We start from the raw sequence: 11,471 nt of genomic DNA, 5'->3' as shown, positions 1-11,471 counted from the left end.
TCTAATCAGCGGTTTGAATGAACCGCTGCCATTATTAATATCATGGTGTATATCGTGACACACATTCGGCTGCGAGCGATCAGTACTGCGATAGCGCGTTAAGTAATTCTCTTTTATATCCAGAGGAATGTTTTCAATAATTTAAATACCTGAGTTAGATTTTATTGCATTTATAGTCATTGGTTGTACCTGTAATGGGGTGTAATAGCTGATTCAAAATCCCCTTCTATTGTTTGTGGTGAAATATTAAACAGGAGCAGGGTATGAATATTTATTTCAAAAGGATTACTTCCTTAACGGATCAGCAATGTTGCTTAAACAAAATCAGAAGCAAGTTTAAGGCGTTATCACTGCCATTAATTGCGCTGCTAGCATCACCATATTATGTCAGTGCATCGACATATCAAATGACAACACCAGCGAATGATGATGGTCAAGGAAACGCGGTATTTCTTGATCGCCATTATGTTGATTGTGGTAATGATGGTATCAATTCACTTCGCCTTTTCAGACCATCATCCACTCAAATCGCTTATGAATATGGTTGTAGCACCCTTAATAATGCTACGAGCGTTGATATATATACTCCAGCTCATGACGATGGTGGTGGTAATGTTGTTTATTTAGATCGTCATACAATTAATTGCCAAGGTAAAGGACTGCAGTCTTTGCACTTACAAAGACCAACCGCAAGTACGATGCAATATCATTATCAATGTAGCGATAAAGCGCTGATCAATATGACGGATTACTTTACACCAACTAATGAAGATGGCGGAGGTAATGCTGTTTACCTTGATAGACACCAAGTTAGCTGCCCAAATAATGAAGTACTGAGTTATCTAAAGTTAGAAAGACCAACAAGCAATACCATGCGTTACCATTATAAATGTGGTACGTACAATGAAGCTGCCACGATAGGCTTTAACGATGCCTTTAGTGCTATTAACTGGAATATTACCGGCGTGGCGAACACAAACATGTCAGCAACTGCGTTAAATGCTTCTGTTAATTATGGCGGCGGTGGGGTTACTGCGGCAATTGACATTCCAGCCGATGGTACGATTAATTTTGCTTGGAGTATAGCTGTCAGCTCAGCAGGTCAATATGGTGATGTGATCCGTTACGTCATTAATGATGAAAATTACGATCTATCGACAGCAGGTAGTGCCTCAGGGGTCGTTCAGGATATAGTTGTGAGTGCAGGAGACCGCTTTGAGCTATACACCTGGGGGACAACTAAATCATCAAGTTATAACGCGACGTTTAGTGAGTTTAGTTTTGTGCCAAGCAATACATTAATCGCCGCACAATGCGCTTTTTATGGGGATAACCAAGGTCGTAATGATGCCAACTTTACAGGGCAAACATTTGTTTATCACAATACTAGTTATGGATCTAATCGCTTTGTATGGGATGGGGTAGAAAAGGGGTCTGTGCCAATAGGGGTTAACTCTTTGACTGATGAAGCCGGCAATATTTTTACTTTGGGTTCATTGGTATCACATCCCTATTCAGATTTATGGTACTACGAGATTTGTGTAAACATGCCTTAAATCACCCATTTTTATTTTTTATCAAAAGGTTAACTAATGGAGTTAACCTTTTTATTGCTGCTCAATGTGACAGGAGTAACAAATAAAACTCATTAGCAGCCCTACAGTTACCTAATTGGCCTGCGGCTTAATTAAACTTAGGATGTGGGTAGAGCGTGCCGTTACGATCAATGATGTTACGCCATTGTATGAGTCGTTCTTCGGCAATCATCTTGTCATTTTCAGACAGTTGTGGATATTGGCGCTGTTCAAAATATGCATAGCGATTATAGACTTCATCACTTTGCGTGATGTCCATCAGTAGCCTATTTAAAGCATAAGAGTGGGCTAAGCTATTTTTGCCCGTTTGTTGGGTGTGGTGCAAGTTAGATAACGTCATCAAGGCCATTTCATTGCCGTGCAGGGATGCTTGCGTTAAAAAGGTGAGTTTTTGCTGATTAAAGGCATCTCGTTTGGCAATGTACGCATCTCGTTGTATCGTTTTAAAGCCTTGTGATTGCATATAAAATTCTGCTGTTAGACCTGAAAACCTTGCTTGAGCAGCTACAGAGCCAAGTTGTGCAGCATCGGCTAAGTAATGGTAAAACTGACTGCGTTCAGTTTGCGTAATGTGCTGGCAATAAGTGTACTTTTCAATTACTTGATCGGCTGCTTCGCCAGCATCACTGTAAGTGGCGACTGTATCAAGTTTTGTTTGTAAAGCCTCGTCATCCAGTGGGGCATAAAAGCAATATTGAAGGTTTTCAGCGAGGATATATTTTGAGTCAATATCGCCAGCATCCGCAGCTTTTTTTAATTGAGGTAAATGGTCAATTAACAGGCCGCTACGCTTCCAATTTGGCGTATCCATTATTTTAAGCGCTCGACCTGTGCTATCAGTGTGTTGTGGATTGGGCACAGTGCTTGGCTGGTCACTTGCCGTATTTTTATTGGCTAGCCCATCAGTAGGGGCAGAGAGAAAAGAGTCTGTAACCATCGAGGGCTGAATGGTCGAAGGTTGGGATTCTTTCTTCGACAAAGTGAATTGCCATGCGGCTAAGCTTACTGCTAGTAAAACAATCGTTATATAAATGAAAAACTTATTCATATCATAAAGGGCCTTGGCCACATATTTATTTTATACGCGAGCGCATGAGTTTCATGAATGACATGCGCTTAGCTAGTTGCCGTTTGGGCCTCTGGCTAAGCGCAGTGTGTTGTCGTTTACATATTGCCTAGCTTAACTAGCATAGCGGTGTACATTTTTAAGTTTAGTTTGATTTGTTCAACACTTAAGTACTCATGCTCAGAATGGCCGGTGTATTTTTTACCCGGCATTGAAGGGCCAAATGAGACTGCGTTATCGAATAATTTGGCATTGGTGCCACCGCCAATCGATACAAACGTCGCTTGTTGATCACCGGTGAAGTGTTTAAAAATATCCAGTAATGCTTGAGCGTGAGGGGCGTTATCGAGCAACATGGGTTTGCCTAAACTAACGGTGACGTCTTTTACGTTAACTTGATTGTGGGTTTGCCATTGATCAAGCGCCGAGTCGATTTGGCTTTGCAGCAGTGCGTGTTCTTTGCCAACAGGGCGGCGCAAATTGACAGATAAAGTCAGCTCGTTCCCTTTTCGTGTTAAGAGCGTGGGCGAGACTGTCATTGGGCCCATAAAGTTGTGTGAATAGGCGATGTCACCAAATTGTTTGCCGTATAAATCTAAACCAATCAGCTGATTAATAAACTTGATTGCTTGGCCATCGCTATTGTTTTCAAGATTGATGCCCTTTAGTACTTCGGCCAAATGGGCAATGGCGTTATGACCTGCTTCAGGTTCAGATGAATGAGCAGAGTCGCCTTTTACCTTAATGAGTATGCCGTTTGATTGGGCTTGTAACGTGACTGATACATCACTCAAGTTCGCAATATTTTGTTTGATTGTCTCGAGCGTGGCTGCATCACTGTTATGTAACAGCACCTGAGCATCTTCAGGGATTTGACTGACAAACGCGCCGCCTTGTAATTGGCTAACATACACACCCGTTTGCGCTGAATTGGCCGAAAACGTTGGAGCAATTAAGCTCCAGCCTTTTTCTGCGACCACGACCGGATAAGAGGCGTCAATGGTGACGGCGTATTTCGGCTGCTCATAAGTGGTCATAAAGGTTTCGAGTGGGCCCCAATCTGATTCTTCAGCCAAGTAAATCATTAATTCAATACGGTTATTAAGGGGAATGCCTTTATCTTTAATGGCTTTCATGGCATAGAGCGCTGTGGCAATCGCGCCTTTATCGTCTTCGGTGCCGCGGCCAATCATGTTGCCGGGCTCTGAAGTCATGTCCATGCTAAATGGGCTTTGTTGCCATTTACGGGCATCTGCTGGCTGGACATCGCCATGAGTCACAACTGTCACTTTTTCGGCTTGGGTACCCATACCAATGAGTACGGTGTGGCCTTTATCTTGGTAGTCAAAACCGAGCTGCGCCGCTTTCATTTTAAGTAACGCTTTAAATCCAATAAATTCAGGGTTAGTCAGGGTATCCGTGTCTGGTTTATTGACCGTTTCAAACGACACCATATTACTTAAGGTGTGGATTTGCGCCTGTTGGTATTGTTCAACCGCATAGTGAGCAAGGGCATCGGTTTGTTCGGTGACGTTGGCAACGCTATGGGTTGCTAAAAATAACGCACAGCTGAGAAACGAGTATTTCAAGGGGGGCACTCCAATGATAAAAAACGCAGAGATTGTAACATCATGCTGCGTTTCTACCCAATTGAATTGAAGCGCTGAAATACGTATCTTCAAGTTGATTGGGTATAATAAGTATCTGTTTGTTAAAGCAAGTTTAATGGCCTCATCGGCCAAAATTTATGCTGTCGTCGTGGGTTGCGCAGCAGCAAAACATTGAAACAAACTTTGGTATAGCTCTGCTGTGGTTGGGCGCTGCGTACAATGTTCAAACAAGCTAGTGTGAACTTGGGCGCGTACTCGCTCGGTTTGCTGGTGGAGTTGGTAGCAGGTATTCACGGGTGTCACTAGTTGCTGCGGATCGACATCAATTAAAATACAAGCTTGGGCAAGCACGACTTTGCCGCCACCTTTTTTGAGCACAACGCGCTGGGCCGTGCCGACGACCTTTTTACCTGCAATGTTTAAGTTGTAGTCTCCGTCACAATAGCTGCCTGGGGTTGCATGGCTTTGCACGGCCACACCAAATTGGTTAAAAAATTCACTGAGAATATGGCAAAAAGAACGGTATGCAGCGGGGATGGAATAATCTTGTCCAGCAGGTAGCGCGTACAAATAAGAGACATTAATCACCCCTTGGGTTTGTGGCACGGGCGCGCCGCCGGTTTTGCGGGCAAATACCTGCCAGCCCAGAGCATTGAGTGCTTGGCGTAAGCCTGCTGATTGTTGCCACTTATTGCCCGCTGGCAATACGAGGGTGTTGTCGCGGCTTTGCCACAGTAAAAGCGCCTGATTAAGCTGCCCATTGACGATGGTATCGAGTAAGGCTGATTCTTTTTCAAACACGGTTTCGACATCAATGGCGTCATAACGCAATACTTTGGCTTTCATTTTTGTCATGCTGTTATCATTCTTCTTGTTAGGCCGCTTGAGCTGCAAGCTTATCGAATAATCTAATGATCCCGCTAGTGTTAATTGTTGTTATCTAGTGCTTTTTTGACATTAATGGGGAGTCCATATAAGCCCCTAGTAATAATGCTTTGATTTGACGCTTTGGGTTTGGAGTACGTACTTTAGCGCGACAGGTTTTACCTCCTCTCTATTTGCTATAGCAACCTTGTTGATTGCGATGAAAAAAGAGAGGAGGTGACAGGTTAAACGCTGATTGCTTCTTGCTTTGAGTGTTCTTCGTTTTGAGCTTCAGAGAGAAATTTGGCCTCAGTTTCATAATTGCGTTCTTTAAACACTTCAAAAGTACGCTCTAACGTTTGGCGATCGATATCGTAGGTGATAAAGACTAATTTAGAACGGCGGTCGTCATCTGGCCATTCAGGTAAATAGGCCGCAGGATGATAAGTGTGTTGCACACCATGGATCACAACTGGGCCTGCATGACCTTGTATGTTGATAATTCCTTTAAAACGCAGCAGATCTTTACCAAAAAGTGGCACCATGATGTCCACCCACATGCCAAATTTTGCTTCACTCAAGGGCTCATCAAAAATAAAACAGTGGGCTTGAATATGGTCGTTATGGCGATTGATATCATTCTGAGGTTCGCTAATCGGTTTTAGTTGTGCAAATGCCTTGAGGTTATTGCCTGTTGGTTGTGCAGAAACAGAGCTGATATTAAGCCATTTTTTCAATGGAATTGACGAGTCTGCTGGCTCGATGTGATCTAATTGCAAAATTAAATTGGCGGCCACTGTACCATTGTTTGTCATTTGAATATCGGCCGTAGGATTGCGCTCAGCAAGTTGTTGCAATAAGGCATCTAGAGTGTGTTTTTCAATATTCAAATCGGCTTTTGTCACTAATAATAAATCAGCAACGCTCACCTGTTTACGTGCTTCAATGTGCTGGGTGATGGTTGACGCACCATTGATGGCATCTACCGCGGTGACGACCCCTTGTAAACGAAACTGCAAATGGATTGTTCGGTCGCGCATGAGTGTCTGAATAATCGAAGTTGGATCAGCCAAACCTGTGGTTTCTATGATGACTCGATCAAAAAGGGGCTGTCCATCACGCGCATATCGCCACGGCGTATCCCGTAATGTCTTAGCAAAATCCCCACGAGTTGCACAGCACAGGCAGCCGCTGTCAAGTTCAACCACTAAATTGTCATCTTCTTTGGCATGACTGACTAAAAGGTGATCCAGACCCACTTCACCAAATTCATTAATTAAAATGAGGCTACGCTCCATACCAGGCTGCTTGACCAGTGAATTTAACAAGGTCGTTTTTCCACTCCCTAAAAAACCCGTTAATAAATAAACCGGTATACGCTCTTTTAAACTCATATCTTGCTCCAATCAAAAACAGTTTTAGTAAAATAAGTGATAGATAAATCAGTCAGCGCCAGTGTTAAAGGCTGCAGGGTTGAGGGAGTCAATGGTCAACAGCTTAGCTTTAACTGGCGATAATACGTTATCACATAACAATTGTGTGTGGCACGACCTTTTGTTTTATCCATCAATCAGCAGAAACTATCCGTCGTATGTTGTTGAAGCGTCTCACCTCCCGCATCGATACCAGAGGTGATACAAAGGGCTGTTTGGTTTTAAAAAACAAGCAATGAGATTTGAATGATGACTGAACTTGCAGCCGATGTATTTTGAAATTGGCTGTGGTGTAAATAATTTTACCAATTGTAGATTTGGGTTTAGCTCGACAGCTATTTTAAAGTGTTTCTGATTTTCAAATGAACATCCCTGTCGCCAGCGAATAAAAGTGTAATTTGAAAAGCGATGTCATTGCTTTTGAAGGCAAATGCGGGTTTTATTTCTCCAACATCACCAGAAAGCCCAATCGCGATGTAAATTTGCTGCTACCAAACAGTGTTTAAATATCTGAAGGGCAAAACCTCTAAAGCCTTTGATAGTTTATCGCTGTATTTAATCCTGTTATTCTACGCGCTTTCAGGATTGGCGCAGTATAGCGGAGTAACGCAGTATGATTAACGATAACGACTTAATTGAAACCCTTGAAGAGCTTGAAGCATTTGTCATGTTAGTAGACAAAGGAGGGCTTGGGCTTAAAGATGTTGCGGGGATTGCCCTTGCCACCAATAACAGTAATGGTCGCCCATTTGTGGCGGTGTTGGATGATAAACATCAGCTGTTACTGGGTCGTTGGGTCACGCAAGAAGTGTTCGAAAATGGCAAAGAAATCGTGCAGTTCGGTGGCAAAAAACCGCATTAATTGTGTCAGGCTGTTGAGTGTAATCGGCAGCCTTTCCTCCATGGAGCACCTTTGTTAGTCACCTCCTTAACCTAGACAGCGTTATTCTATTTTATGTTATAAAATCTTCGAACTTCTTTGTTCCTTATTTAAACCTTTTATATTTTTGTTACGTCTAATAAGTTTTTAATCATGGACAGTCCAATGACAAAAACTTCATTTATTTTAAGTGCTTTATTATTCAATTGTGCGGCAGTATTAGCAAAACCTACGCTTGATTGTCGTGTCTTTTCGAATCAGGAAGAGTCACCCTATGTGCTCCCTTATCAAATCGGTACCACCCATGAAGTGGTCGTTTCGACCGGTCATTATCGAAAGTCTAATCAAGGCGTTGGATTGTATGCGCTCGATTTTATCATGCCGATAGGGACAGAGATTGTCGCTGCAAGAGAGGGCGTAGTGGTGGCTATTAGAGAGCAGTTTCATGATGGTAATGGCCAAGATCTTCACGAAAATTTTGTGTTTATTCGCCATGATGATGGTTCAATTGCACGCTATATCCATTTAACCCATGATGGTGCGTTAGTCTCTGAAGGGCAAAGAGTTAAAACTGGACAGTTAATTGCAAAAAGTGGCGATACAGGACAAACGGGTGGGCATCACTTGCATTTTGATGTGCAGCAATGTGGGCCAAATTTGCCGCCCAATTATAATCAACTTCCGTGTGGACAAACGATACCTGTTACCTTTAAAAATACAGCTCCACATCAGTGCGGTTTACAAGCTGGACAAGCGTATCGGGCAGAGTAAAAGGAAATGAGTGTAATGGGTCACTGAGCCTAAAGTGTAAAATTTTTCATCGCAAACAGTGACCTATTCTTTAATAGTCAGTGTATAAATGGGTTAATTATTCTTAACTCAGGAAACTAAAATGAACAATTCGAAGCGATTCCTTCCAGCAGCATTGTTACTGTGTGCAGCAGTGCCTTTTGCATCTTTGGCCGATGGCCATGGTCATCACAGTGTCGATAATTCACATCGTAGTGACAAAAATCAGCAGCGTGATGAATTCCGTAAGCCTTATCAAACCCTTGATTTTTTTGGTGTGAAGCCAAATAGCAAAGTGGTTGAAATTATGCCGGGCGGCGGTTGGTACACTGAAATTTTAGCGCCGATGTTAAAAGAGCAAGGCACGCTCGTGGCGGCGCATTACCCGACTAATGTTGCCTCTGAATACCGTAAACGCTCACGCACTAATTTTGAACAGAAATTAGCAGGCAACAAAGGTGTGTATGGCAAAGTGATTGTGGCTGATTTTGATCCCAAAGCAGGTGTTGATAAAGCCACCACAGATGCGGATGTGGTTCTGACCTTTCGTGGTTTACACGGCTTACAAAATAGCAATGATCTCGCTGCAGCCTTTGGTCAGTTTAACCAAATGCTGAAAAAGGGCGGAAAATTAGGGGTGGTTCAACACCAAGCTCCTGAAGGATATGACGCTGTTGCAACCGCTAAAAAAGGTTATCTACCTAAATCATATGTGGTTGCGGTAGCTAAAGCGGCAGGGTTTGATTTGCACGCAGAAGCGTATTTTCATAACAACCATCAAGACCGCATTATCGTTGATGGTGTAGAAGGTGGCGTGTGGTCATTACCACCATCACTTAATGTCAAAGAAGAAGCGGATAAAGAAAAATTCAAAAAAGTCGGCGAATCTAACCGCATGACTTTGTTGTTTAGCAAACGTTAATTCGCGTTTAGGCGGTAAGTATCACGTACCGATGTGCCGTGATACTTATCCTTACACCAACTGATTTTGAATCGCTTTAATGACCGCTTGTGTTCTATCTTGTACTGCTAATTTTGCGATGATTTGCGAGACATGATTACGAATGGTGCCTTCTGAGTTATCTAGGTAACGCGCGATGGCTTTATTGGCCATACCCAACGACATACAACGCAATACACTGAGCTCTTTTACTGTTAAATGATAGCTCGGGGAGTTTTGTTGATTGAGCAAATAGTGAGTGACCGCATCTTGCAGCACGAGCTGACCGCTGATAACTGTATTAATCGCATTAATGAACTCTTCTAACTCGATGTTTTTGAGTACATAACCCTTAGCTCCTAAATTAATCGCCTTGACCAAGACATCGCAATCTTCAAAAGTGGTGATGATTAAAACAGGCGTGTTGTCCCCGCGTTGTTTCATAGCTTCAAGTACACCTAATCCATCTAGGTTCGGCATGCGCATATCAAGCAGCACAATATCAAAATGGGCTTCACTGAGCTTTTGCAACGCCTCAACACCATCACTAGCTTGGCTACTGACATTGATGCTTTGCTCAAGGTTAAGTAAGTTTGCAAGCCCCAACCTTAACAAGGTTTGATCTTCAACGAGTAGACAATTAATCATTGGATGACCTCTGCATTTGCATGCGAATGATTGGACTGACATAAAGGCAGGTTAATGGTATTGATTAAGACCTGATTTTCGATGGCTTGCGTGAAATGGCCATTAAATTGCGCGACTCGTTCAGCGAGGCCTGTTAAGCCATTACCCGGTTTTGGGAGCACCGTTTCTGGTTGATTATGAAAAGCCTCAGCGCTTAGCATCGTGTGTTGTTCCTCTTGCGTCACGTTAAATGTAATCTCTGTCGCGTGTGTGTGCTTAAGCGTATTACTGAGCATTTCTTGGCAAAAGCGAATGACACATAACGTACTATCTTGTGACATGTACGCGCTGTTTTTATCAATGTTGATGTGTGCTTTTAAGTTGGGTGTCAGCGCACAAATGGATTCAATTACCTCTTTGAGCAGTGCTTTATCTTCACGCTGTGTGCTCACTATGTCTCTGACCTCTTCGAGCACATCTTGGCTGATTTGATGGCAGTTTATCAGCATTGTTTGCAAGTCTGTTGGGGCGGTGCGCTTTGCAAAATCTAAATTAACACTTAACGCCGTGAGCTTGTGGCCTAATGAATCGTGTAACTCTCGTGAAATTGCTCGTCGTTCTTGTTTCGCGCTCATGGCACTCATCATTTGCTGAGTGGCTTGCAGCTCTTTGTAATTCTGACGAGATTGATAATGCATATTAAGGCTTTCGACTATTTTACGGCTGATAAACCAATTTGTTACACAAAAAAAGAACCATACGATAAACATCAGCCAAGGTATATCGCCTTGCCAAGTATCATAATGACATGCACCGTAAACGAGCATTGCGCCCAAAATAGCCATGACAAAACGCGAGAGCGCAAAGTGGGGGCTAAACACAGCGGTAAACATCACTAAGTGAATAAACACCAATGAGGTGGATGTGAACGGGAGCAGGCACAAAATAAGTAAAAAATAGCAGCCAGCCATGGGCAATACATGCTTATTCGGGTGTTTAATCACATAAAGAAGTAACGGCAAAATGCATACATTGATACCCAGTAATATTGTCAAGTTCAAAAAAGAATCAGCGTAGTAAGCACACGCTCCTGTGGCCGCAAGCCATGAGGTGAGAGTTGAAAAACGCCAGTCAGTGTTATGCCGGATGGGAGTATCCATAGAGTTCCACTTTTTTTGATGATTATACAAATTTTTAAAGACTAAAACAGTGACAGATGTCATAGCTGAAGTATGAGCTTTGACACTTGTGAGTCATGCACTGGGTTCGCTATGATCCAGTTTGATTCGTTTTAGCATGCGTTTTATCTCAACAAATAACATGAAGGAAGGTGATTGTGCAAAATACGAAACTTAACTCAACGTTTGCCACAGCGCAGCAAGGTGTGGCGAAGGCTGATGGGACGTTTTGGGTCACAGCCAATGAGGTTGGGTTTACGCCCCTTAATGCGGCATTTGGCTTAGGTCCATATAATTTTGCTTGCAACGATATTTCAAACATTAAACTTGCATCAGGCAAAGCTGCAGGGCTTTTGGCTATCACTGCCAGCGCTATCCACATCACGCTGTCTGATGGGCGCTCTTTTGAGTTTATAATGGCAGATCCATCGTGGTGGGTTGACTATTTAACTCAGCATTGTGCGGCTCAAAAAGCATAAAGTTTGCAAA

The 11,471-nt window shown here is 42.9% G+C and carries 11 protein-coding genes; 5 read left to right on the top strand and 6 right to left on the bottom strand.

The window, feature by feature from the left end:
• The first annotated feature begins 263 nt into the window (after positions 1–263).
• A complete protein-coding gene (locus tag PULV_RS04810; protein ID WP_193331066.1) occupies positions 264–1,556 on the top strand; it encodes a hypothetical protein in 1,293 nt (430 codons plus the stop codon).
• Between the two features lie 127 nt (positions 1,557–1,683).
• Here the strand turns inward: PULV_RS04810 and PULV_RS04805 are convergent, their stop codons facing one another.
• The 4 genes from PULV_RS04805 to PULV_RS04790 all read right to left on the bottom strand — a co-directional run bounded on the left by PULV_RS04805 (position 1,684) and on the right by PULV_RS04790 (position 6,529).
• Positions 1,684–2,643: a hypothetical protein gene (locus tag PULV_RS04805; protein ID WP_193331065.1), complete on the bottom strand. Its 960-nt coding sequence runs from the start codon at positions 2,641–2,643 to the stop codon at positions 1,684–1,686.
• Positions 2,644–2,759: 116 nt separating this feature from the next.
• Positions 2,760–4,250 (bottom strand): dipeptidase, encoded by a 1,491-nt coding sequence (locus PULV_RS04800; protein WP_086743196.1) that lies wholly within the window; start codon positions 4,248–4,250, stop codon positions 2,760–2,762.
• A gap of 156 nt (positions 4,251–4,406) precedes the next feature.
• Positions 4,407–5,126, bottom strand: a complete 720-nt coding sequence (locus PULV_RS04795; RefSeq protein ID WP_193331064.1) for a lipoate--protein ligase family protein — start codon at positions 5,124–5,126, stop codon at positions 4,407–4,409.
• A gap of 254 nt (positions 5,127–5,380) precedes the next feature.
• Positions 5,381–6,529 carry a CobW family GTP-binding protein gene (locus PULV_RS04790; RefSeq protein ID WP_193331063.1) on the bottom strand — a complete coding sequence of 383 codons (1,149 nt, stop codon included), beginning with the start codon at positions 6,527–6,529 and terminating at the stop codon, positions 5,381–5,383.
• A gap of 652 nt (positions 6,530–7,181) precedes the next feature.
• On the opposite strand from PULV_RS04790, the gene PULV_RS04785 reads away from it, so the two are divergent.
• The 3 genes from PULV_RS04785 to PULV_RS04775 all read left to right on the top strand — a co-directional run bounded on the left by PULV_RS04785 (position 7,182) and on the right by PULV_RS04775 (position 9,159).
• Positions 7,182–7,430, top strand: coding sequence for a hypothetical protein (locus PULV_RS04785; protein WP_086742699.1), 249 nt, complete (start codon positions 7,182–7,184; stop codon positions 7,428–7,430).
• A gap of 183 nt (positions 7,431–7,613) precedes the next feature.
• Positions 7,614–8,219, top strand: a complete 606-nt coding sequence (locus tag PULV_RS04780) for a M23 family metallopeptidase (protein WP_193331062.1) — start codon at positions 7,614–7,616, stop codon at positions 8,217–8,219.
• A gap of 121 nt (positions 8,220–8,340) precedes the next feature.
• The gene (locus tag PULV_RS04775) at positions 8,341–9,159 is read left to right on the top strand and encodes a class I SAM-dependent methyltransferase (RefSeq protein WP_193331061.1); all 819 of its coding nucleotides are present in this window, start codon (positions 8,341–8,343) and stop codon (positions 9,157–9,159) included.
• 51 nt (positions 9,160–9,210) lie between these two features.
• Here the strand turns inward: PULV_RS04775 and PULV_RS04770 are convergent, their stop codons facing one another.
• Both PULV_RS04770 and PULV_RS04765 read right to left on the bottom strand, forming a co-directional pair.
• Positions 9,211–9,825 carry a response regulator gene (locus PULV_RS04770; protein ID WP_086742701.1) on the bottom strand — a complete coding sequence of 205 codons (615 nt, stop codon included), beginning with the start codon at positions 9,823–9,825 and terminating at the stop codon, positions 9,211–9,213.
• Positions 9,822–10,964: a sensor histidine kinase gene (locus PULV_RS04765; protein WP_227009354.1), complete on the bottom strand. Its 1,143-nt coding sequence runs from the start codon at positions 10,962–10,964 to the stop codon at positions 9,822–9,824. The genes PULV_RS04770 and PULV_RS04765 overlap by 4 nt, the downstream gene beginning before the upstream one ends.
• A gap of 176 nt (positions 10,965–11,140) precedes the next feature.
• Here PULV_RS04765 and PULV_RS04760 point away from each other — a divergent pair, with 176 nt between their 5' ends.
• Positions 11,141–11,461 carry a hypothetical protein gene (locus PULV_RS04760; RefSeq protein WP_140372824.1) on the top strand — a complete coding sequence of 107 codons (321 nt, stop codon included), beginning with the start codon at positions 11,141–11,143 and terminating at the stop codon, positions 11,459–11,461.
• Positions 11,462–11,471: the final 10 nt, after the last annotated feature.

It is taken from the genome of Pseudoalteromonas ulvae UL12 (assembly GCF_014925405.1).
Classification (GTDB): Bacteria; Pseudomonadota; Gammaproteobacteria; order Enterobacterales; family Alteromonadaceae; genus Pseudoalteromonas; species Pseudoalteromonas ulvae.
The sequence above is the reverse complement of the archived record's forward strand: the minus strand, read 5'-3'. Positions and strand labels throughout refer to the sequence as shown.

Bases quoted from the DNA above. Each gene is read 5' to 3' on its own strand.
- PULV_RS04810 (WP_193331066.1), top strand. From the start codon at position 264: ATGAATATTTATTTCAAAAGGATTACTTCCTTAACGGATCAGCAATGT.
- PULV_RS04805 (WP_193331065.1), bottom strand. From the start codon at position 2,643: ATGAATAAGTTTTTCATTTATATAACGATTGTTTTACTAGCAGTAAGC.
- PULV_RS04795 (WP_193331064.1), bottom strand. From the start codon at position 5,126: ATGACAAAAATGAAAGCCAAAGTATTGCGTTATGACGCCATTGATGTC.
- PULV_RS04790 (WP_193331063.1), bottom strand. From the start codon at position 6,529: ATGAGTTTAAAAGAGCGTATACCGGTTTATTTATTAACGGGTTTTTTA.
- PULV_RS04785 (WP_086742699.1), top strand. From the start codon at position 7,182: ATGATTAACGATAACGACTTAATTGAAACCCTTGAAGAGCTTGAAGCA.
- PULV_RS04780 (WP_193331062.1), top strand. From the start codon at position 7,614: ATGACAAAAACTTCATTTATTTTAAGTGCTTTATTATTCAATTGTGCG.
- PULV_RS04775 (WP_193331061.1), top strand. From the start codon at position 8,341: ATGAACAATTCGAAGCGATTCCTTCCAGCAGCATTGTTACTGTGTGCA.
- PULV_RS04770 (WP_086742701.1), bottom strand. From the start codon at position 9,825: ATGATTAATTGTCTACTCGTTGAAGATCAAACCTTGTTAAGGTTGGGG.
- PULV_RS04765 (WP_227009354.1), bottom strand. From the start codon at position 10,964: ATGGATACTCCCATCCGGCATAACACTGACTGGCGTTTTTCAACTCTC.